The organism is Streptomyces sp. NPDC059695 (assembly GCF_042733785.1).
GTDB lineage: Bacteria > Actinomycetota > Actinomycetes > Streptomycetales > Streptomycetaceae > Streptomyces.
In genome coordinates, this window is sequence record NZ_JBHWFF010000022.1 from 25,478 (window position 1) to 46,096 (window position 20,619).

Consider the following 20,619-nt stretch of genomic DNA (forward strand, 5'->3'; position numbering starts at 1 on the left):
GAGGGGCTGTAGGTCCTACTCCGCCTCCCTCACGATCTCCCGCGCCATCGTGACCAGTTCCCCCGTCGCCGGGTGCGGGAAGGCGTCGCGCCAGGCCAGGACCAGGGGGAGCGGGGGTGCGTCGGGCAGGGGGCGGTAGGTGACCCCCGGGTGCGGGTGGAGCGCGGCGGTCGAGGCGGAGGAGACGCCGATGCCGCGGCCGGCGGCGATCGCCGTGAGCCAGTCGTCCGTGTTGGCGACCGTGAGCGTGGCCGCCGGGCGGGCGTCCGGCGGCCAGAGCGCGAGGGTGGTCGTGCCGGAGACGGTGTTGAGGACGACCGTCTCGGCCGCGAGCGCGCCGAGCGTGAGCCGGGGGCGGTCCGCGAGCGGGTGGTCGCCGGGCAGCGCGGCCACCCGGTGTTCGGTGGCGAGCTCCTCCGTGACCAGGCCGGGCGCGTCCACCGGCCCCCTGAGCAGGGCGGCGTCGACCTCGCCGCGGGCGAGACCGGCGGTGCGGTCGTCGATGCGGAGGAGTTCGAGCGGGGTCTCGGGGTGGGTGCGCTGCCAGCGCCGGAGCAGCGGCGTGGTGTACGGCCCGAAGGCCGACCAGGCGTGCCCGAGGCGCAGCGGCCGGTGGCGCAGCCGTGCCGGGTCGACGGCGGCGTCGAAGGCGGCGAGGGCGGCGGCGGCCCGGTCCTGGAAGGCGCGGCCTTCGGCGGTGAGCGCGAGGTGGTGGGTGGACCGGTCGACGAGCCGGGCGCCGAGGTGCTGTTCCAGGGCGGCGAGGGTGCGGGACACGGCGGGCTGGGTGAGGTGGAGCCGGGCGGCCGCCTTGGTGAGGCTGGCTTCCTCGGCGATGGCGAGGAAGCAGCGGAGGTGGCGCAGCTCGATGCTCATGCGTCTGGAGCATAACCGCAGCGCAATCGGCATTTCCGGTGCCGCGCGGGGGCTCGTAGCGTGGGAGGGGAAACCGGGCTGTGGTCCGGACGGGGGTGCATTATTCTGGACTGGGGGTCCAACTCAGTGAACTTGCGCGTGTGAAGGAGCCGTCGGTGGACAGTCCGGTCAAGGAGATGGCCCCGGCCGCCGCGGCGGTCGCCGCGCCCGAGGCCGCCGCGGCGGGGCCGGGGGCGGCCCGGGCCGCGTCCGGCCATCGGCTCGGGCCCGTCGCGCTCGTGGTCACCGGCGGGCTGTCCGTGCAGTTCGGCTCCGCCGTCGCCGTCCTCCTGATGCCCCGCGCGGGCGCGCTCGGGGTCGTCACGCTGCGGCTGGTGCTCGCGGCCCTGGTCCTGCTGATCGTCTGCCGGCCGAAGGTCCGGGGATACGGGCGGGCGGACTGGGGGACGATCGTCGCGTTCGGTGCGGCCATGGCCGGCATGAACATCCTCTTCTACCAGGCCGCCGACCGGATTCCGCTGGGTGCGGCCGTGACGCTGGAGGTCCTCGGCCCGCTGATCCTCTCGGTGGTCGCCTCGCGCCGGCTGATGAACCTCCTCTGGGCCGGGCTCGCCCTCGGCGGCGTGGTGCTCCTCGGGGGCGGCGGCTTCGACCGCCTGGACCCGGTCGGCGCGGCCTTCGCGCTGGCGGCGGGCGCGATGTGGGCGGCGTACATCGTCTTCAGCGCGCGGACGGGCCGTCGTTTCCCGCAGGCGGACGGGCTCGCGCTGGCGATGGCCTTCGGTGCCGTCCTCAGTCTGCCGCTCGGCATCGCGGAGGCGGGCGACAAGCTCCTCGTACCGTCGACGATCGGCCTGGGCCTCGCGGTCGCGCTGATGTCCTCGGTCCTTCCGTACACCCTGGAACTCCTCGCCCTGCGCCGCCTGCCCGCGCCGACCTTCGCGATCCTGATGAGCCTGGAGCCGGCCATCGCGGCGGCGGCCGGCTTCCTCGTCCTCAGCCAGGCGCTGTCGGTCACGGACGCCCTCGCGATCGCCCTGGTCATCGGCGCCAGCATGGGCGCGGTCCGCACCCAGTCCCGCCGGGCCGGGGCGGAGGCCTCCTAGGCCTGCCCTTCCGGTCGGGCCGGGCGCCGTCCGGCCCGACCGGTCGGATGTCCGCCGGTCCCTGGGCGACCGGCGCGTCGCCGGCCACCGCCCGCCGACGTGGCCCGATCCCGCGGGGCATCCGTTCTGCCTGGTCAGGCGCTGACCCGATCCGTTCGATCGTTGGCCGCCGGGCTGTTGAGGGGGGCGCCGGGCGGTGTGGATCATGGTGGCGTTCCAGCCGTACGAGGAGGGGGAGCCGACCGTGGCCCTGGAGATGCGAGACCGGTGTGAGCGCTGCGAGACGGCCGTCCTGACGGTGGACGGGCCCGCGCGGATCTGTACGTACGAGTGCTCCTTCTGCGTGCCCTGCGCCGACGCCATGGAGGGCGTCTGCCCCAACTGCGGTGGCGAGCTCGTCCCCCGCCCCCGCCGGGCCGCCGCCTAGCCGCGCCGTCATCGCCGCCGGTCGGCCCGGGGGTCCCGCCCGTGGTGCGACCCGTTCACCGGCGGCGCGCGCGGCCTCCGGGCGGGCGGCCGCGGGGTCTGTCGAGGGGTCTGTCGAGGGGTCTGTCGAGGGGTCTATACACACTGCGTATACAGCGTGCGTATAGTCAGGACGCATGGCACCGTCCGCACCCACTCCCCTCGGCCCCCGGCTCCTCAAGGCCCTGATCGTCTCGACCCTCGGAGTCGCCGCCGCGCACCTGATCCTGTCCGACACGCTCTACCTGTCGTTCGCCGGTCAGGCGGCCTCGACGCTCGGGGCCGGGCCGGGCTACTCCGCCGACCAGGCGTTCACCACGGCGCTCATCAACACCTTCCTGGTCATGCCCCTGGTCCTGTGGATCGGGATGCTCGTCGCCGGGGAGCGCCGGGTGGGGCCGATGGTGCTCGTGGGGACGGTCGCCTGGATCACGGCCGTCGGGAACGGCATCGACCTGATCGACGACGCCCCCGACACCCTCCTCCCCTTCCGCTCCCTCCTCCTCGTCGTCGCCGTGACGGCCCTGGCCTCGCTCGTACGGAGGAGGAAGAAGGCCTGAGCCCTCAGCCGCGGCCCTGGCCCTAAGCCGCCTGGAGCGCGTCCACGACCACCATCCTGCGGACCCGGCGGGCCGGCAGGACCGAGGCCGCGACGCCCGTGAGGACCGTGGCCGCGAGGATGCCGAGGATCGTGAGTGCCGTGCCGCCCGAGGAGGCCAGCACCTCCAGGGGCGAGACGTGGCCCGCCAGGACGGAGCGGGCGGCCAGCGTCCCGTAGACCAGGCCGAGGAGCGTTCCGCCGAGCGCCCCGGTGAGGGCGAGCAGCACCGACTCCAGGGTCAGCATCCGGCGCAGCTGCTCGCCCGCGAGGCCGATCGCGCGGAGCGTCCCGAACTCACGGGTGCGCTCCTCCACCGTCAGCATCAGGGTGGCGGCGACGCCGAGCGCGGCGATCGCGATCGAGAAGCCGAGCAGGACGGTGACGACCAGCATCATCCGGCCGAGCAGGGAGCGGATGAGGTCGGCGTCGGACCCGGTGTCGGCGATCCGGATCTCCGGGTGCGCGGTGAGCGCGCGGTCGACGGCCGCGCGGGCCGTGTCGTGGTCGGTGTCCCCGGCGGGGTTGAGGAGCACGGTGGCGACGGCGGCGTCCGGCGCGAGCCGGTCGAGGGTGGCCCCGGTGACGTAGACCGTGGCCTCCGGGTACAGGGACAGGGGGAGGGCCGCGGCGCCGGTCACGGTCGTGAGCCGGGTGCCCGCGACGTTCAGCTCCGGTCCTCGCGAGAGGCCGATCGCCTCCCCGTCCCGGAGCGCGCGGGCCGCGCCGACGCCCTCGGCGTCAGGGTTGAGCCCGGCGGGGTCGGCGGCGGCGACGACGGTCCTGCGGCCGTCGACGGTGAGGGTCGCGGTACGGACGGGGGTGACGGTCAGGCCGTGTGCGGCGCGCAGTGCGGCGATCGCGTCGTCGGGCACCCGGGCGGCGTCCGTGTCGAGGGCGAAGACGGCCGGCATGCGGTCGGCGAGCATGCGGTCGAGGCCGCCCTGGGTCGCCCCGATCGCGGTCACGGCGGACACGGCGACGGTCACGCCGACGAGCATCGCGGAGGAGGCGGCCGCGGTCCGGCGGGCGTTGGCCCGCAGCTGCTGCACCGACAGTCTGCCGACGGTGCCGAAGGGGCGCCGGAGCGCGAGCCCGAGCAGGCCGACGAGCGGCGGCAACAGGTGCTGGGCGTACCGGAGTACGGCGAAGAACGTGAGGATCGCGCCGAGCGTCACGGCCAGGAGCGCGAGCGGCGAGCCGCCGAGCGCGCCGAGCGCGAGGAGCCCGGCGCCGGCGACGAGCATCAGCACCGACACCGCCTCCCGGACGGCCCGGCTGCCCGGCTCCGGCAGCGTCGCGGACCCGCTCGCTGCGAGCGCGGCGACCGGCGGCACGGCGGCCGCCGCGCGCGCCGGCTTGCGGACGGCCCACAGGGTGAGCAGCACCCCGAACGCCCCGGCGAGGCCGAAGGTCCAGGGGCCGGGCAGGAGGGAGACCTCGATCGGTCCGAGGCCGGCGAACCCGTTGACGACCGCCGTGCCGAGCGCGCAGGCCGCCGCACCCGCCGCGAGTCCGCCCGCGGAGGCGAGCGCGCCGAGCAGGAGGCCTTGGCGGCGGATGATCCGGAGGAGCTGGTCGCGGTCGGTGCCGACGCAGCGCAACAGGGCCAGCTGGCGGGCCCGTTGGGCGAGGACCACGGAGAAGGTGTGGGTGACGACCATGCGGGCCACGGCCATCGCGATGAGGACGAAGGAGAGGGCGGCGGTCAGGACGATCGCGTACATCGTCCTGCCGCTCCGCAGGGCGTTGTCCACGGCTCCGTCGTGGGTGTACGCGGACACCCCGCCGCCCAGGGACTTCTTGGCCGCCTTCGCCACCGCGAGCGCGTCCGCGCCCGGTGCGACGGAGAGGTCGAGGCTGGTGGCCCGCACCCCGGTGGCGTACGTCCTCACCTGCGCGTACGGCACGCCGATCGCGGGCTGTGAGCCGAGCGCCTGCGAGGCGGAGGTGTCGAGGAGTCCGGTGAGCCGGACGTCCGCCGTGCCGCCGTCGGCCTTCGTCACCCGCACGGTGCCGCCGGGCCGGGCGCCGGCGCGTCGCGCGCTCTCCCGGTCGAGGACGACCTCGCCGGGGCCCTCGGGCCAGCGCCCGGAGTCGAGGCGCTGCCAGCGCAGGGCGGGGTCGGCGGCGATCGAGGTGACGAGGGCGCGGTCGTCGAGGGGGCGGCCGGAGGGGGCGATCACGTGGGCGCGGCCCGCCAGCCGCTCCGCCACGGACGTCACCTTCGGCACCCGTGCGGCGGCCGAAGCCGCGCCGGTGGGCAGCGTGCCCTCGGCGCCGTCCGGGACGACCTGGACGGCGGCGTCACCGACGTCGGCGGCGGCGGACTGCTCGTACGACTGGACGAGGGCGCCCGCGCCGCCGACGGAGAGGACGAGGAAGGCCACGCCGACGGCGACGGCCGAACCGGTCAGCACGAGACGGCGCAGCTGCGCCCTGAAGTCCTTGAGGGTGAAGGTGAGCAGTGACGACATGGCCTCCACGCTAGGAGGGGGGACGGGTCCCACACGGCCCCGCGCAGCACGATTTCCCGTCATCCCGAAGGCGCCCCCGAGGGCCCCGCCGTACCTCTCCGGGATGACCCCCGGTGCGGGCCGCGCCCGGACGAGCCCACGCGGCGGTGGGCGCCGCTCGCGACGGACGGCGGAACGTCGCCAGGACCCGGCAAAACTAAAGCAAGCACGCTTGATTGTTTCTGGTCGCGCTGGCATGCTCCTCCGCGAAGGCCCGTGACCGCCCGTCCCCCGAGGGGAGCGCCCCGTGTCCGACCCCGTCGTCGTCCTCGACGACCTGCGTGACGAGAGTGCGGAACTCGACTGTCTCGTAGGAGAGTTGAGTGAGGAGCAGTGGGGCGCCCCGACCCCCGCGCCCGGCTGGACCCTCGCCCACCAGATCGCCCACCTCGCCTGGACCGACCGGGCCGCCCTCCTCGCCGCCACCGACGCGGAGGCCTTCGCCGCCGAGACGGAGAAGGCCCTCGCCGCGCCCGACCGCTTCGTCGACGAGGGTGCCGAGGAGGGCGCGAAGCTGCCGCCCGCCGAGCTCCTCGCCCACTGGCGCACCGGCCGCGAGCGGCTCCAGGAGGCCCTGCGCGCGGTCCCGCCCGGGGTCAGGTTCCCCTGGTACGGGCCGCCGATGAGCGCTCAGGCCATGGCCACCGCACGGCTGATGGAGACGTGGGCGCACGGCCAGGACGTCGCCGACGCCCTGGGGATCGTCCGGACGCCCACGGCCCGGCTCCGGCACGTCGCCTGGATCGGTCACCGCGCCCGCGACTACGCCTTCCTCGTCCGGGGCGTCCCGGCACCCGCCGAGCCCTTCCGGGTCGAACTCGACGCCCCCGACGGCACGGTGTGGGCGTACGGCCCCGAGGACGCCGCCCAGCGGGTGACGGGCCCGGCCCTCGACTTCTGCCTCCTCGTCACCCAGCGCGTCCACCGCGACGACACGGCCCTGGTCGCCGAGGGCGAGGACGCCGGGCGCTGGCTCGGCATCGCCCAGGCCTTCGCGGGTCCGGCGGGTGCGGGCCGCGCCCCCGAGGGGGCCCGGTGACCCTCCGCATCGGGAACGCGTCCGGCTTCTACGGCGACCGTTTCGACGCCGTCCGCGAGATGCTCACCGGCGGTGAACTCGACGTCCTCACCGGCGACTACCTCGCCGAGCTGACCATGCTCATCCTCGGCCGCGACCAGCTCAAGGACCCGGCGGCCGGGTACGCGAAGACGTTCCTGCGGCAGATGGAGGAGGGGCTCGGCCTCGCCCACGAGCGCGGGGTCCGCATCGTCACCAACGCGGGCGGGCTCAACCCCGCGGGGCTCGCCGACGCCCTGCGCGCCCTGGCCGCGAAGCTCGGTCTGCCGACCCGGGTCGCCCACGTGGAGGGCGACCGGCTGCCCGCCCGCGACGGCGCCCTCGCCGCGAACGCGTACCTCGGCGGCGCCGGCATCGCCGCCTGCCTGACCGCCGGCGCCGATGTCGTCGTCACCGGCCGGGTCACCGACGCGGCCCTGGTCACCGGGCCCGCGCAGTGGCACTTCGGCTGGGGCCCGGAGGCGTACGACGAGCTGGCGGGCGCGGTCGTCGCCGGGCACGTCCTGGAGTGCGGCACCCAGGCCACCGGCGGCAACTACGCCTTCTTCCGCGGCCATGACGTGCGCCGCCCCGGCTTCCCCGTCGCCGAACTCCACGCCGACGGCAGCGCGGTCATCACCAAGCACCCCGGCACCGGGGGCCTCGTCGACACGGGAACGGTCACCGCCCAGCTGCTCTACGAGACCGCGGGCGCCCGCTACCCGGGCCCCGACGTGACCGCCCGGCTGGACACCGTCCGCCTCACCCAGGAGGGCCCCGACCGGGTCCGGATCGACGGCGTGCGGGGAGAGGCCCCGCCGCCGACCCTCAAGGTCGGCCTCAGCAGGCTCGGCGGCTTCCGCAACGAGGTCGTCTTCGTCCTCACCGGCCTCGACGTCGAGGCCAAGGCGGAGCTCCTCCGGGAGCAGGTCCTCGACGCCCTCGCGAAGGACCCGCCCGCCGGGATCCGCTGGGAGCTGGTCCGCACCGACCGCCCCGACGCGGCCACCGAGGAGACCGCGAGCGCCCTGCTCCGCCTCGTCGTCCGCGACCGGGACCCGGAGAAGGTCGGCCGCGCCGTCACGGGGGCCGCCATCGAACTGGCGCTGGCGAGCTACCCCGGATTCCATGTGACCGCCCCGCCCGGCAAGGGCGCTCCGTACGGCGTCTTCGAGACGGCGTACGCAGCGGCCGGAGAGGTCCCGCACACGGCGGTCCTCCCCGACGGGACCCGCCGGGAGCTCCCCGCGCCCCCGAGGACCCGCGCCCTGGAACCCGTACCCGACCCGGAGCTTCCGCCGCCGCTCCCCGGGGGCGTGACCAGGAGGGCGCCGCTCGGTCTGATCGCCGGGGCCCGCAGCGGGGACAAGGGCGGCGACGCCAACGTCGGCGTGTGGGTCCGCACGGAGGAGGAGTGGCGCTGGCTGGCGCACGCCCTCACGGTGGAGAAGGTCAGGGAACTCCTCCCCGAGACGGCCGGCCTGACCGTCACCCGGCACCTGCTCCCGCACCTGCGCGCGGTGAACTTCACGATCGCCGGGATCCTCGGCGAGGGAGTCGCCTCCCAGGCCCGCTTCGACCCGCAGGCCAAGGCCCTCGGCGAATGGCTCCGCTCCCGACACGTGGACGTACCGGAGGCCCTGCTGCCCGACGTACCGGAGGCCCCGCTGCCCGACGCCAGGACCTCCGAGGTGTCCGACGCCCCGACGGCCGAGCTGCCCCACGCCCCGACCACCCTCCCGTCCGACGCCCCGGAGGAATTCCAGTGACCGTCCTCGCCTCCGCCCTCGACACCGGCGGACCCGACCACGCCTCCCACCGGGCGGCCATGCTGGAGAAGCTCGCCGCCCTCGACGCCGAGCACGCCAAGGCCCTCGCGGGGGGCGGCGAGAAGTACACGGCCCGGCACCGGGCGCGCGGCAAGCTCCTCGCGCGCGAGCGCATCGAGCTGCTCGTCGACCCCGACAGCCCGTTCCTGGAGCTGTCGCCGCTCGCCGCCTGGGGCAGCGACTACACGGTGGGCGCCTCGCTCGTCACCGGCATCGGGGTCGTCGAGGGCGTGGAGTGTCTGATCACCGCCAACGACCCGACCGTGCGCGGCGGCGCCTCCAACCCGTGGACGCTGAAGAAGGCGCTGCGCGCCAACGAGATCGCGTTCGCCAACCGGCTGCCCGTCATCTCGCTCGTCGAGTCCGGCGGCGCGGACCTGCCCTCCCAGAAGGAGATCTTCATCCCGGGCGGGGCGCTCTTCCGCGACCTCACGCGCCTCTCCGCCGCCGGCATCCCCACGGTCGCCGTGGTCTTCGGGAACTCGACGGCGGGCGGCGCGTACGTCCCCGGCATGTCCGACCACGCCGTGATGATCAGGGAGCGGTCGAAGGTCTTCCTGGGCGGCCCGCCGCTCGTCAAGATGGCGACCGGGGAGGAGAGCGACGACGAGTCCCTCGGCGGTGCCGAGATGCACGCGCGGACCTCGGGGCTCGCCGACCACTACGCCGTCGACGAGGCCGACGCGATCCGCCAGGCCCGCCGGATCGTCGCCCGTCTCAACCACCGCAAGCACCACGGCGACCCGGGTCCCGCCGAGCCCCCGAAGTACGACCCCGAGGAGCTGCTCGGGGTCGTGCCCGGCGATCTGAAGACCCCCTTCGACCCGCGCGAGGTGATCGCCCGGATCGTCGACGGCTCGGACTTCGACGAGTTCAAGCCGCTGTACGGGACCTCGCTGACCACGGGCTGGGCGCGGCTGCACGGCTACCCGGTCGGCATCCTCGCCAACGCGCAGGGCGTCCTGTTCTCCGCGGAGTCGCAGAAGGCCGCCCAGTTCATCCAGCTCGCCAACCAGCGCGACATCCCGCTGGTCTTCCTGCACAACACCACCGGCTACATGGTCGGCAGGGAGTACGAGCAGGGCGGCATCATCAAGCACGGCGCCATGATGATCAACGCGGTGTCGAACTCGAAGGTCCCGCACCTCTCCGTCCTCATGGGCGCCTCGTACGGCGCCGGGCACTACGGCATGTGCGGCCGGGCGTACGACCCGCGTTTCCTCTTCGCGTGGCCGAGCGCCAAGTCCGCCGTCATGGGGCCGCAGCAGCTCGCCGGCGTCCTGTCGATCGTGGCCCGCGCGAGCGCCGCCGCGAAGGGGCAGCCGTACGACGACGAGGCCGACGCCGGGCTGCGCGCCCTGGTGGAGGCGCAGATCGAGTCCGAGTCGCTGCCGATGTTCCTGTCGGGGCGGCTCTACGACGACGGCGTCATCGACCCCCGCGACACCCGCACGGTCCTCGGACTGTGCCTCTCCGCGATCCACACGGCACCGGTCGAGGGCGCGCGCGGCGGCTTCGGCGTCTTCCGAATGTGAGGCACTGATGATTCTGACCGTACTGGTCGCGAACCGGGGCGAGATCGCCTGCCGGGTCTTCCGCACCTGCCGTGAGCTGGGCATCTCCACCGTCGCCGTGTACTCCGACGCGGACGCGGACGCGCTGCACGTCCGGGAGGCCGACGCGGCGGTACGGCTGCCGGGGGCGACGCCCTCGGAGACGTACCTGCGCGGCGACCTGGTGGTGGCGGCGGCGCTCGCGGCGGGCGCCGACGCCGTCCACCCCGGCTACGGCTTCCTCTCCGAGAACGCCGACTTCGCGCGCGCCGTGACCGACGCGGGCCTGGTCTGGATCGGCCCGCCGCCGGCGGCGATCGAGGCGATGGCGTCGAAGACCCGCGCGAAGGAGCTCCTCGGCATCGCGCCCCTCCGGGCGGAGGACGTCACCGTGGCCGACCTGCCCGTCCTGGTGAAGGCGGCGGCGGGCGGCGGCGGCCGCGGCATGCGCATCGTCCGCGACATGGCTGATCTGGAAGGGGAGTTGCGGGCGGCGTCGGCGGAGGCGGCGAGCGCGTTCGGTGACGGCGAGGTGTTCGTCGAGCCGTACGTGGAGAACGGCCGGCACGTCGAGGTGCAGCTCCTGTGCGACGCGCACGGCACGGTCTGGGCGCTCGGCACCCGTGACTGCTCGCTCCAGCGCCGGCACCAGAAGGTCATCGAGGAGGCCCCGGCGCCCGGCCTGCCCGCCGCGCTCGAGGCGAGTCTCCTCGACACGGCCGTCCGCGCCGCGAAGTCCGTCGGCTACGTCGGCGCGGGCACGGTCGAGTTCCTGGTCGCCGACGCCCCCGAGGCTCTCGGCTCCGCCCCCACGGCGCACTTCCTGGAGATGAACACCCGCCTCCAGGTCGAGCACCCGGTGACCGAGGAGGTGTACGGCGTCGACCTCGTGGCTCTCCAGCTGGCCGTCGCCGAGGGCCGGGCCCTGCCGCCCGAGCCCCCGGCCCCCCGGGGCCACGCGGTCGAGGCCCGGCTCTACGCCGAGGACCCGGCGCGGGACTGGGCGCCGCAGACGGGCGTCCTGCACCGCTTCGAGACCCCCGCGGGCGTGCGGGTCGATTCCGGGTACGCCTCCGGGGACACGATCGGCGTCCACTACGACCCGATGCTCGCGAAGGTGATCGTCCACGCCGGGACCAGGGAGGAGGCGCTGCGCCGCCTCGCCCACGCCCTGGAGCGGGCCGTCGTGCACGGCCCCGTCACCAACCGGGACCTGCTGGTCGCCTCCCTGAAACACCCCGAGTACGCCGGGACGGAAGCCCTCGACACGGGCTTCTACGACCGGAACCTGACCGCGCTGACCGCGCCCGCGCCGGGCGGCGCGTACGCCGCGGTGGCCGCCGCCCTGGCCGGGGCGTCCGCCGCCACGAGCCGGTTCGGCGGCGGCTGGCGCAACGTGCGCTCGCAGGACGAGACGAGGACGTACGGCGACCACGAGGTCCGCTACCGGCCGGCCGGGGGCGGCGGCTACGAGGTCACGTCCCCGGAGGGCGTGCGGGTGGTGGCGGCGGCACCGGACCGCGTGAGCCTGGAAGTCGCGGGCGTGGTCCGGCACTTCGACGTCACCGCGTACGGGGACACGGTCCACGCCGGGGCCCACCGCCTCACCGTCCGCCCCCGCTTCACCGACCCCGCCGATCTCCAGGAGCCCGGCTCCCTGCTCGCCCCGATGCCCGGCACCGTCGTCCGGGTCGCGGACGGCCTCGCCGTCGGCGACCGGGTCACCGCCGGACAGCCGCTGCTCTGGCTGGAGGCCATGAAGATGGAGCACCGCGTCATCGCCCCCGCCTCCGGCACGCTCACCGCGCTCCACGCCGCCCCCGGCCGCCAGGTCGAGGTCGGAGCCCTGCTCGCCGTCGTACAGACCGAAGCACAGGAGGAAGTCCCCGCATGAGCACCCTCATCGAGACCGAAGAGCTCAGCGCGCTCCGCGCCGCCGTCTCCGCGCTGGGACACCGGCACGGCCCCGGCTTCGACCGGGCCGCGCTGTGGGCGGAGGCCGGCAAGCTCGGCTACCTGGGCGTGAACCTGCCCGAGGAGTACGGGGGCGGGGGCGGTGGCATGGCCGAGCTGTCGGTCGTCCTGGAGGAGGCGGGCGCGGCGGGAGCGCCGCTGCTCATGATGGTCGTCTCGCCCGCGATCTGCGGCACGGTCATCGCCCGCTTCGGCACGGAGGAGCAGAAGCGGGCCTGGCTGCCGGGGCTCGCGGACGGGTCGAGGACGATGGCGTTCGGGATCACGGAGCCCGACGCGGGCTCCAACTCGCACCGCATCACGACGACCGCGACCCGCACCGAGGAGGGCTGGGTCCTCAACGGCCGGAAGGTGTTCGTCTCGGGCGTGGACATCGCCGACGCGACGCTGATCGTCGGCCGCACCTCGGACGCCCGCACGGGCAGCCTCAAGCCGTGCCTGTTCGTCGTCCCGCGCGACGCGCCCGGCTTCGGGCGGCGGCACATCGAGATGGAACTCGACGCGAACGAGAAGCAGTTCGAGCTGACCCTCGACGACGTCCATCTGCCCTTCGAGGCGCTGGTGGGCGACGAGGACGCGGGCCTCCTCCAGCTGTTCGCGGGCCTGAACCCCGAGCGGATCATGACGGCGGCCTTCGCGATCGGCATGGGCCGGTACGCCCTCGCGCAGGCGGTGAAGTACGCGAAGGAGCGCCAGGTGTGGAAGGCCCCGATCGGTGCCCACCAGGCCATCGCGCATCCGCTGGCCCAGGCGCACATCGAGCTCGAACTGGCCCGGCTGATGATGGCGAAGGCCGCGAACCTCTACGACGCGGGGGACGACATGGGCGCGGGCGAGGCCGCGAACATGGCGAAGTACGCGGCGGCGGAGGCCTGTGTGAGGGCCGTCGACACCTCGGTCCACACCCTCGGCGGCAACGGCCTCACGAAGGAGTTCGGCCTGGCCCGGCTGGTCACGGCGGCCCGGGTGGCCCGGATCGCCCCGGTCAGCCGGGAGATGATCCTGAACTTCGTCTCCCACCAGACGCTGGGCCTGCCCAAGTCGTACTGAGCGGGGCGGCCCGCCGCGGCCACGTCAGCCGCCGGGGTCGCCCTTCCGTCGCCCCGGCGCGTCGTGTCAGTCCTCGTAGTCGCTGGTCGGGTGGCTGCCGTCGGTGCGGCCGACCTCGTCGATCCACTGCCGGACCGCCTCGCCGAAGTCCACCCGGCCGAGGTCGTGGTGGGCGGCGACGAAGCGGCGGGCCGGGGGCTTGTCCTTCCAGTACCGCTCGTCGATCTTCGCCTCGCGGAGGAAGATCTCGCAGCCGACCGCGTTGGTGTGGAAGTGCAGCTCCAACTGTCGGGGACGGCCCTGTCCGGGCCGCTCGTCGACGAGCAGGAGCCCCTGGGCGCGGTAGACGTGGTACTCGGTGCGGGGGATGTTCCCGTTGTGGATGCGTGAGCCCCGGAGGGCGTATCCCTCGGCCGCGAAGGCGTCGAGGACGGCCTCGTGGAGCGGCAGGGCGGTGATGTGCACGAGGTCGTCGTCCGTCTGCGCCTTGACGCCCTCGGCCTCGACCTCGGTGTGGATGCCCAGGTGGACGCCGAGCCGCTGCCCCTTCACCTCGGTGAGCGGGGTCTCCCACTTGAGCCGGTGGCGGAGGGGGAGCCGTCGCTCCTCGCCCTTCTCCAGCGTGAAGTGCCCGCTCACGGTGGGGTAGTCGAAGACGTCGCCGCTCGCGCCGTCGCCGTCGCCCTTGTGGGCCACCGGTGCGTCGGTCACGAGCCGCAGCCAGATCGACTTGACCTCGATGCGGCGGTCGGGCGCGCGGAGGACCAGCTCCCCGGTCAGCACACCACCCGGCCGAGCGGGGCCGGACTGCACGAGGGTGTCGATTTCGAGCGGTATGCCGCCCATGCCCAGAAGGCGCTTGAAGACCATGATCGCAGGCTAACCGCCGAACGGCGGTGCGGGGAGCGGAAATCCGGGCTCCGGAACCCGCCGCGGCGCCTCGCCGGGAGGGCCCGTTCATAACATGCAGGCATGCTTGATTGTTTTACGGGTGCCTGACAGGGTCTCCCCAAGTCGTTCCCCTCCGCGCGATCCTGGCGACCGTCTTCCACCACTCCCACCTCTCTCCAGGGGGCTTGCATGGTGTTCCACAGCGCGTACGAAGCCGTCCCGACCGTCTCCCTCCCCATCCACGACGCCGTCCTCGGGCGGGCCGCCGAGTGGGGTGACGCGCCCGCCCTGGTCGACGGCGCCGGGGAGCTCGCCCTCAGCTACGGACAGGTCGACGCGTTCCACCGGCGCGTCGCCGCCGGACTCGCCGGGGCCGGGGTGCGGAAGGGGGACGTGCTCGCCCTGCACAGCCCCAACACCGTGCTCTTCCCGGTCGCCTTCTACGCCGCCACCCGCGCCGGCGCCTCCGTGACCACCGTGCACCCGCTCGCGACGCCCGAGGAGTTCGCGAAACAGCTGAGGGACTCGTCCGCGCGGTGGATCGTGACCGTCTCCCCGCTGCTCGCCGCCGCGCGCGCGGCGGCCGAACTCGCGGGCGGGATCGTGGAGATCCTCGTCTGCGACCGGGCCGGGGACGGCGAGGGCGTCCGGTCGCTCCAGGACTTCCTCGGCTCCACCGACCCCGTGCCGGAGATCGACGTCGACCCCGACCGGGACGTCGCCGCCCTCCCGTACTCCTCCGGCACCACCGGCGCCCCCAAGGGCGTGATGCTCACCCACGCCTCCATCGCCACCAACCTGGCGCAGCTGGAGCCCGTCGTCCCCATGGGCCCGGGCGACCGGATCCTCGCGGTCCTTCCCTTCTTTCACATCTACGGGCTCACGGCCCTCATGAACGCCCCCCTCCGCTCCGGCGCCACCGTCGTCGTCCTGCCCCGCTTCGAGCTCGACACCTTCCTCGGCGCCATCCAGAAGCACCGCATCAACGGCCTCTACGTGGCCCCGCCGATCGTCCTCGCCCTCGCCAAGCACCCGCTCGTCGCCGACTACGACCTGTCCTCCCTGGAATACATCGTCAGCGCCGCCGCCCCCCTCGACGCCGCCCTCGCCGCGGCCTGCTCGAAGCGGCTCGGCCTCCCGCCGGTCAGCCAGGCGTACGGGATGACGGAACTGTCCCCGGGCACCCACGTCGTCCCCCTCGACGCCCCCGCGCCCCCGCCCGGCACCGTCGGCCGGCTGCTGCCCTCCACCGAGATGCGGATCCTGTCCCTCGACGACCCCGCGCAGGACGCCGCTCCGGGCGAGGAGGGCGAGATCGCCATCCGGGGGCCGCAGGTCATGAAGGGCTACCTCGGGCGGCCCGACGCCACCGCGGCCATGATCGACGCCGACGGCTGGGTGCACACCGGCGACGTCGGCCGCGTCGACGAGGACGGCTGGCTCTTCGTCGTCGACCGCGTCAAGGAACTCATCAAGTACAAGGGATTCCAGGTCGCCCCCGCCGAACTGGAGGCGCTCCTCCTCGCCCACGAGGGCATCGCCGACGCCGCCGTCATCGGCGTCACCGACGCCGACGGCACCGAGATCCCCAAGGCCTTCGTGGTCCGCCGGCCCACCGCGCCCGGCCTCACCGCCGAGGAGGTCGTCGCGCACGTCGCCGCGCGCGTCTCCCCGTACAAGAAGGTCCGCAGCGTGGAGTTCGTCGACGCCGTCCCCCGGGCAGCGTCAGGGAAGATCCTCCGAAGGGAACTGAGGGAGCGCGCATGAGCCTGGTCGACGTCACCGAGGAGCGGGGCATCAGCACGCTCGCCCTGAACTCCCCGGCCACCCGCAACGCGCTCTCCGCGCCGCTCGTCACCGAGCTCGCCGACGCGCTCACCGCCTGCGGCAAGGACCCCGCGGTCCGCGCGGTCGTCCTCGGCCACACCGGGTCCACGTTCAGCGCGGGCGCCGACCTGAAGGCCCCGCCCAGCCCGTACGCCTTCGTCGACCTGCTCCGGCAGATCGTCGAGCTGCCGAAGCCGGTCGTCGCCCACGTCACCGCCGGCAGCCACACCCGCGCGGGCGGCCTCGGCCTGCTCGGCGCCGCCGACCTCGTGGTCGCGGGGGAGGGGGCCGACTTCGCCCTCACCGAGGTACGGATCGGGGTCGCGCCCGCCGTCGTCTCCCTCACCCTGCTCCCCCGGCTGGAACCGCGCCCGGCCGCCCGGTACTACCTGACGGGCGAGCGGTTCGGCGTCGCCGAGGCGGTCGCCCTGGGCCTCGTGACGGCCGGCGACGAGGAGCTCCCCGGCATCCTCGACTCCCTCCGCGCCGCCTCCCCGCAGGGCCTGCGCGAGGCGAAACGACTGGTCACCGCTAGAGTCCTGGAGACCTTCGATCGCGACGCGGAGGACCTGGTGCAGAGGTCGGCCACGCTCTTCGCCTCCGCCGAGGCGCGCGAGGGGATGACGGCCTTCCTCGAACGACGGGACCCCGCATGGCGGCTCTGACCGCGCCCAAGCCCGACCGGAACCCCAAGCAGGACCGGAGCCGCGCCACCCGGCAGCGGCTCCTGGAGGCCGCCGTGTCCTGCCTGGCCGAGCACGGCTGGGCGGGCTCCACGGTCTCGGTCGTCGCCGAGCGGGCCGGTGTCTCCCGGGGCGCCGCCCAGCACCACTTCCCCACCCGCGAGGACCTGTTCACGGCCGCCGTCGAGTACGTCGCGGAGGAACGCTCACAGGCTCTCCGGGCGGTCCGCACGGACGACCGCGAGCAGGCCGTCGCCGCCCTCGTCGGCCTCTACACCGGGCCCCTCTTCCGGGCCGCGCTCCACCTGTGGGTCGCGGCCTCCGGCGAGGAGCAGCTCCGCGAGCGGGTCACCGAGCTGGAGGCCCGCGTCGGGCGCGAGTCCCACCGCATCGCCGTCGAGGTCCTGGGCGCCGACGAATCCCGCCCGGGCGTCCGGGAGACCGTCCAGGGCCTCCTCGACATGGCCCGCGGTCTGGGCCTCGCCACCCTCCTGACGGACGACCGCGCCCGCCGGGAACGGGTGGTGTCCCAGTGGGCGCGTCTGGTGAACGAGGCGCTGAGCGCCCCGACGCCGGGGAGCGACTAGCCGCCCGGTGGCGCCCGGACGCCCGGAGCGGCCGCCCGCCCGCGGGCGCCCCGCGAGGTGCGGCGGGGCAGGGACATCCTCCTGCGAGGGGATGCCGCGACGAGAAGGTCGGCGCGTACTGGCCGCCCGCGGCGGCGATCTTCGCGCGCACGCCACTTCGAACAGACTTTGAGCCATCCCCGCCAGGACGTGACGCGCACCACAGTCGCCCGCGCGGCGCCGCAGTACGCTGACTCCATGCTCCTGCTCGTACGCCGTCGCCACGTGGACTTCGTCCGCGTCACGAGCATGGGCTGTCGCCGCTCCGCCTGACCTTCCGGGGTACCACTCCACACCCCTGCGGTCCCTCGTCCGAGCCCCAGCCGACCGGCACCCGTGGCCCCCGCCCCACCCTTGGCGGCCGCCCCGGGCACCCGTACACCCCGCGGATGCACCCATGACGAACAGCTCGTACCCCTCGCAGCTCCCGATCGTCGATCTCTCGGCGGCCGACCGGGATCCCCAGGCCCGGAGGCTGCTCCACGCGCAGCTCCACTCGGCCGCCCACGACGTGGGCTTCTTCCAGCTCATCGGGCACGGCATCACCGAGGCCGAGACCCAGGCCCTCACCTCGGCCATGCACGCCTTCTTCGCCCTGCCCGAGGCCGACCGGCTCGCCCTCGACAACATCAACTCGCCGCACTTCCGCGGCTACACGCGCATCGGCGACGAGCGCACCGCGGGCGCCCGCGACTGGCGCGACCAGCTCGACATCGGCGCCGAGCGCCCCGCGCGCGAACCGGCCCCCTGGGAAGCCCCGTACTGGTGGCTCGAAGGCCCCAACCAGTGGCCCGCCGCGCTCCCGGAGCTCCGCACGGCCGCCCTGCACTGGATCGACCGCCTCAGCGGCGTCGCCGAGCGCCTCCTGCGCGAGCTGCTCACCTCCATCGGCGCGCCCGCGGACTTCTACGACGACATCTTCGGCCCCCGCGCCCACCCGCACCTCAAGCTGGTGCGCTACCCGGGCAGCAGCGGCGAGGGCGACGACCAGGGCGTCGGCGCGCACAAGGACTACGGCTTCCTCACCCTGCTGCTCCAGGACCAGGTCGGCGGGCTCCAGGTGCAGCGCGAGGACGGGGACTTCCACGACGTGCCGCCGCTGCCGGGCGCCTTCGTCGTGAACCTGGGCGAGCTCCTGGAGGTCGCCACGAACGGGTACCTGGTCGCCACGAACCACCGGGTGGTCTCGCCGCCCGGAGCGACGGAGCGGTTCTCCGTGCCGTTCTTCTACAACCCGCGCCTCGACGCCCGGATCGCACCGCTGGAGTTCCCGTTCGCGGACCGCGCGCCCGGCGTCACGACCGACCCGGCGAACCCGCTGTTCGCCGAGTACGGCCGCAACGAGCTCAAGGGCAAGCTCCGCGCCCACCCGCTGACGACGGCCCGCCACCACGCGGACCTGCTGCTCGCCCAGGACCAGCAGGCCCAGCTGGTCTAGCGGCCGGGGGCCCGGACGCGCCGGTGGCGCCTGGCGGGGCTGTGCGGGCCCGCCAGGCGCCACCGGCTGCCGGAACTAGCCGGTGATGTCCTCGTAGCCCTCGATCTCGCGCGGGTTCCGCTGGCCCGGGCCCGTGTAGAGCGCCGAGGGGCGCACCAGGCGGCCGGTCCGCTTCTGCTCCAGGATGTGCGCGGACCAGCCGGCCGTCCGCGCGCACGTGAACATCGACGTGAACATGTGGGCCGGGACCTCGGCGAAGTCCAGGACGATCGCGGCCCAGAACTCGACGTTCGTCGCGAGCACCCGGTCGGGGCGGCGGTTGTGCAGCTCCTCCAGGGCGGCCTTCTCCAGGGCCTCGGCGACCTCGAAGCGCGGCGCGGCCAGCTCCCTGGCCGTACGGCGCAGCACGCGCGCGCGGGGGTCCTCGGCGCGGTAGACGCGGTGGCCGAAGCCCATGAGGCGCTCGCCCTTGTCGAGGGCCTGCTTCACGTACGCGGTGGCGTCGCCGGTCCGCTCGATCTCCTCGATCATGCCGAGGACACGGGAGGGCGCGCCGCCGTGCAGCGGGCCGGACATGGCGCCGACGGCTCCGGAGAGCGAGGCGGCCACGTCGGCACCGGTGGAGGCGATGACGCGCGCGGTGAACGTGGAGGCGTTCATGCCGTGCTCGGCTGCGGAGGTCCAGTAGGCGTCGACGGCCTTGACGTGCTTCGGGTCCGGCTCGCCGCGCCAGCGGATCATGAAGCGCTCGACGACGGACTCGGCCTTGTCGATCTCGCTCTGCGGGACCATCGGGAGGCCCTGGCCGCGCGCGGACTGCGCGACGTACGACAGGGCCATGACGGCGGCGCGGGCGAGGTCGTCGCGGGCCTGCTCGGCGGAGATGTCGAGGAGCGGCTTGAGGCCCCACACGGGCGCGAGCATCGCGAGCGCGGACTGCACGTCGACCCGGATGTCACCGGAGTGCACGGGGATCGGGAAGGGTTCGGCGGCCGGCAGGCCCGGGTTGAACGCGCCGTCGACGAGCAGGCCCCAGACGTTCCCGAAGGAGACGTGGCCGACGAGGTCCTCGATGTCGACCCCGCGGTAGCGGAGGGCGCCGCCCTCCTTGTCGGGTTCGGCGATCTCCGTCTCGAACGCGACGACTCCCTCGAGCCCGGGTACGAAGTCGGACATCAGGCGGCTCCTCTATCGATGATCGATCAACCGTGTTGGTCGATGGTGGAGAATCAACAGTCATCCAGCCGAAGAGTCTGTACGGTTCCGATGATGCGGGGAAGCGTGACATCCGGCACACTGCGCTGATTCGGCGAGAGAGGGTTAGCGCCCCGTGGTGCCGGGCAGACTGGGCTGCTGCGGCAGGATGGCCCTGTGACCGACGCCCTGGATCCCGCCGACATGCGCGAGCAGTACCGCACCACGGAGCTGTCCGCGGCCGAGCTCGCGCCCGAACCGATCGGCCAGTTCGCCCGCTGGTTCAAGGAGACCGCCGCGAACCCGGCGATCCACGAGCCGAACGCGATGATCGTCTCGACCGCGACCCCGGACGGCCGCCCGTCCTCCCGGACGGTCCTCCTGAAGCACTACGACGAGGCCGGTTTCGTCTTCTTCACCAACTACGCGTCCCGCAAGGGCAAGGAGCTGGCGGCCAACCCGTACGCCGCGCTGCTCTTCCCCTGGCATCCGCTGGCCCGCCAGGTCATCGTCACCGGCCGCGCGGTCCGCGTCGGCCGTGAGGAGACGGTCGCCTACTTCCGCACCCGCCCGCACGGCTCCCAGCTGGGCGCCTGGGCCAGCCCCCAGTCCGAGGTGATCCCGTCCCGCGCGGACCTCCTGGCCCGCTACGAGGCACTGGCCGCCCGCTACCCGGAGGCCGAACAGGTCCCGGTCCCGCCGGAATGGGGCGGCATCCGCGTCGTCCCGGAGACGGTCGAGTTCTGGCAGGGCCACGAGAACCGCCTCCACGACCGCCTGCGCTACGTCCACGACCCGTCCGGAACCTGGCACGTGGAACGCCTGGCGCCCTGACGGAGCCCGGAAACGCAGGCGACCCGTGAGTCTTGGCACCGTCCGCCTAGGTTCGGACGGAGCCTGCCGGCCGGACTGCCGGCGACTCACGGGTCGGGTGAC

General features: G+C 74.2%; 18 protein-coding genes. 14 read left to right on the plus strand and 4 right to left on the minus strand.

Going from position 1 to position 20,619, the window contains the following annotated elements:
• Nucleotides 1-15 precede the first annotated feature (15 nt).
• The gene (locus ACFV2S_RS25610) at nt 16-876 is read right to left on the minus strand and encodes a LysR family transcriptional regulator (protein WP_385563477.1); all 861 of its coding nucleotides are present in this window, start codon (nt 874-876) and stop codon (nt 16-18) included.
• A gap of 176 nt (nt 877-1,052) precedes the next feature.
• On the opposite strand from ACFV2S_RS25610, the gene ACFV2S_RS25615 reads away from it, so the two are divergent.
• The 3 genes from ACFV2S_RS25615 to ACFV2S_RS25625 all read left to right on the plus strand — a co-directional run bounded on the left by ACFV2S_RS25615 (nt 1,053) and on the right by ACFV2S_RS25625 (nt 3,007).
• A complete protein-coding gene (locus ACFV2S_RS25615) occupies nt 1,053-1,982 on the plus strand; it encodes a DMT family transporter (RefSeq protein ID WP_385563766.1) in 930 nt (309 codons plus the stop codon).
• Between the two features lie 244 nt (nt 1,983-2,226).
• A complete protein-coding gene (locus ACFV2S_RS25620; RefSeq protein ID WP_383797381.1) occupies nt 2,227-2,409 on the plus strand; it encodes a DUF1272 domain-containing protein in 183 nt (60 codons plus the stop codon).
• Between the two features lie 175 nt (nt 2,410-2,584).
• On the plus strand, nt 2,585-3,007 hold the full coding sequence (locus ACFV2S_RS25625) for a hypothetical protein (RefSeq protein WP_385563480.1): 423 nt from the start codon (nt 2,585-2,587) through the stop codon (nt 3,005-3,007).
• A 22-nt stretch (nt 3,008-3,029) separates the two neighbouring features.
• Here ACFV2S_RS25625 and ACFV2S_RS25630 read toward each other — a convergent pair whose 3' ends face one another.
• Nucleotides 3,030-5,522 carry an FtsX-like permease family protein gene (locus ACFV2S_RS25630; RefSeq protein ID WP_385563483.1) on the minus strand — a complete coding sequence of 831 codons (2,493 nt, stop codon included), beginning with the start codon at nt 5,520-5,522 and terminating at the stop codon, nt 3,030-3,032.
• Nucleotides 5,523-5,808: 286 nt separating this feature from the next.
• On the opposite strand from ACFV2S_RS25630, the gene ACFV2S_RS25635 reads away from it, so the two are divergent.
• The 5 genes from ACFV2S_RS25635 to ACFV2S_RS25655 are packed head-to-tail and all read left to right on the plus strand — an operon-like array spanning nt 5,809 to nt 13,024.
• A complete protein-coding gene (locus tag ACFV2S_RS25635) occupies nt 5,809-6,600 on the plus strand; it encodes a TIGR03084 family metal-binding protein (RefSeq protein WP_385563485.1) in 792 nt (263 codons plus the stop codon).
• A complete protein-coding gene (locus tag ACFV2S_RS25640) occupies nt 6,597-8,387 on the plus strand; it encodes an acyclic terpene utilization AtuA family protein (protein WP_385563488.1) in 1,791 nt (596 codons plus the stop codon). The genes ACFV2S_RS25635 and ACFV2S_RS25640 overlap by 4 nt, the downstream gene beginning before the upstream one ends.
• Nucleotides 8,384-9,982 (plus strand): acyl-CoA carboxylase subunit beta, encoded by a 1,599-nt coding sequence (locus tag ACFV2S_RS25645; RefSeq protein ID WP_385563491.1) that lies wholly within the window; start codon nt 8,384-8,386, stop codon nt 9,980-9,982. Before ACFV2S_RS25640 ends, ACFV2S_RS25645 begins: the two co-directional genes overlap by 4 nt.
• Nucleotides 9,983-9,989: 7 nt before the next feature.
• Complete coding sequence (locus ACFV2S_RS25650; RefSeq protein ID WP_385563494.1) at nt 9,990-11,894, plus strand: biotin carboxylase N-terminal domain-containing protein; 1,905 nt, start codon at nt 9,990-9,992, stop codon at nt 11,892-11,894.
• Nucleotides 11,891-13,024 carry an acyl-CoA dehydrogenase family protein gene (locus tag ACFV2S_RS25655; protein WP_385563497.1) on the plus strand — a complete coding sequence of 378 codons (1,134 nt, stop codon included), beginning with the start codon at nt 11,891-11,893 and terminating at the stop codon, nt 13,022-13,024. The genes ACFV2S_RS25650 and ACFV2S_RS25655 overlap by 4 nt, the downstream gene beginning before the upstream one ends.
• A 66-nt stretch (nt 13,025-13,090) precedes the next feature.
• Here ACFV2S_RS25655 and ACFV2S_RS25660 read toward each other — a convergent pair whose 3' ends face one another.
• Nucleotides 13,091-13,894 (minus strand): sporulation protein, encoded by an 804-nt coding sequence (locus tag ACFV2S_RS25660; protein WP_385563500.1) that lies wholly within the window; start codon nt 13,892-13,894, stop codon nt 13,091-13,093.
• A 210-nt stretch (nt 13,895-14,104) separates the two neighbouring features.
• Here ACFV2S_RS25660 and ACFV2S_RS25665 point away from each other — a divergent pair, with 210 nt between their 5' ends.
• From ACFV2S_RS25665 to ACFV2S_RS25685, 5 genes are all read left to right on the plus strand, one after another.
• Nucleotides 14,105-15,682: an AMP-binding protein gene (locus ACFV2S_RS25665; protein ID WP_385563503.1), complete on the plus strand. Its 1,578-nt coding sequence runs from the start codon at nt 14,105-14,107 to the stop codon at nt 15,680-15,682.
• Nucleotides 15,679-16,407 carry an enoyl-CoA hydratase family protein gene (locus ACFV2S_RS25670; RefSeq protein ID WP_385563506.1) on the plus strand — a complete coding sequence of 243 codons (729 nt, stop codon included), beginning with the start codon at nt 15,679-15,681 and terminating at the stop codon, nt 16,405-16,407. The genes ACFV2S_RS25665 and ACFV2S_RS25670 overlap by 4 nt, the downstream gene beginning before the upstream one ends.
• Nucleotides 16,395-17,012 carry a TetR/AcrR family transcriptional regulator gene (locus ACFV2S_RS25675; protein WP_385563509.1) on the plus strand — a complete coding sequence of 206 codons (618 nt, stop codon included), beginning with the start codon at nt 16,395-16,397 and terminating at the stop codon, nt 17,010-17,012. The genes ACFV2S_RS25670 and ACFV2S_RS25675 overlap by 13 nt, the downstream gene beginning before the upstream one ends.
• Before the next feature lie 189 nt (nt 17,013-17,201).
• Nucleotides 17,202-17,324 carry a hypothetical protein gene (locus tag ACFV2S_RS25680; protein ID WP_385563512.1) on the plus strand — a complete coding sequence of 41 codons (123 nt, stop codon included), beginning with the start codon at nt 17,202-17,204 and terminating at the stop codon, nt 17,322-17,324.
• A gap of 124 nt (nt 17,325-17,448) precedes the next feature.
• Complete coding sequence (locus ACFV2S_RS25685; protein WP_385563515.1) at nt 17,449-18,489, plus strand: isopenicillin N synthase family dioxygenase; 1,041 nt, start codon at nt 17,449-17,451, stop codon at nt 18,487-18,489.
• A 75-nt stretch (nt 18,490-18,564) separates the two neighbouring features.
• Here ACFV2S_RS25685 and ACFV2S_RS25690 read toward each other — a convergent pair whose 3' ends face one another.
• Nucleotides 18,565-19,665, minus strand: coding sequence for a citrate synthase 2 (locus ACFV2S_RS25690; RefSeq protein ID WP_383796570.1), 1,101 nt, complete (start codon nt 19,663-19,665; stop codon nt 18,565-18,567).
• 222 nt (nt 19,666-19,887) lie between these two features.
• Here ACFV2S_RS25690 and pdxH point away from each other — a divergent pair, with 222 nt between their 5' ends.
• Nucleotides 19,888-20,517, plus strand: a complete 630-nt coding sequence (pdxH, locus tag ACFV2S_RS25695) for a pyridoxamine 5'-phosphate oxidase (RefSeq protein ID WP_385563770.1) — start codon at nt 19,888-19,890, stop codon at nt 20,515-20,517.
• Nucleotides 20,518-20,619: the final 102 nt, after the last annotated feature.

Excerpts from the sequence above, each read along its gene's own strand:
- ACFV2S_RS25660 (WP_385563500.1), bottom strand. The coding sequence starts at position 13,894 with ATGGTCTTCAAGCGCCTTCTGGGCATGGGCGGCATACCGCTCGAAATC.
- ACFV2S_RS25690 (WP_383796570.1), bottom strand. The coding sequence starts at position 19,665 with ATGTCCGACTTCGTACCCGGGCTCGAGGGAGTCGTCGCGTTCGAGACG.
- ACFV2S_RS25650 (WP_385563494.1), top strand. The coding sequence starts at position 9,990 with ATGATTCTGACCGTACTGGTCGCGAACCGGGGCGAGATCGCCTGCCGG.
- ACFV2S_RS25610 (WP_385563477.1), bottom strand. The coding sequence starts at position 876 with ATGAGCATCGAGCTGCGCCACCTCCGCTGCTTCCTCGCCATCGCCGAG.
- pdxH (WP_385563770.1), top strand. The coding sequence starts at position 19,888 with ATGCGCGAGCAGTACCGCACCACGGAGCTGTCCGCGGCCGAGCTCGCG.
- ACFV2S_RS25655 (WP_385563497.1), top strand. The coding sequence starts at position 11,891 with ATGAGCACCCTCATCGAGACCGAAGAGCTCAGCGCGCTCCGCGCCGCC.
- ACFV2S_RS25670 (WP_385563506.1), top strand. The coding sequence starts at position 15,679 with ATGAGCCTGGTCGACGTCACCGAGGAGCGGGGCATCAGCACGCTCGCC.
- ACFV2S_RS25675 (WP_385563509.1), top strand. The coding sequence starts at position 16,395 with ATGGCGGCTCTGACCGCGCCCAAGCCCGACCGGAACCCCAAGCAGGAC.
- ACFV2S_RS25685 (WP_385563515.1), top strand. The coding sequence starts at position 17,449 with ATGACGAACAGCTCGTACCCCTCGCAGCTCCCGATCGTCGATCTCTCG.
- ACFV2S_RS25630 (WP_385563483.1), bottom strand. The coding sequence starts at position 5,522 with ATGTCGTCACTGCTCACCTTCACCCTCAAGGACTTCAGGGCGCAGCTG.
- ACFV2S_RS25665 (WP_385563503.1), top strand. The coding sequence starts at position 14,105 with ATGGTGTTCCACAGCGCGTACGAAGCCGTCCCGACCGTCTCCCTCCCC.
- ACFV2S_RS25615 (WP_385563766.1), top strand. The coding sequence starts at position 1,053 with ATGGCCCCGGCCGCCGCGGCGGTCGCCGCGCCCGAGGCCGCCGCGGCG.
- ACFV2S_RS25625 (WP_385563480.1), top strand. The coding sequence starts at position 2,585 with ATGGCACCGTCCGCACCCACTCCCCTCGGCCCCCGGCTCCTCAAGGCC.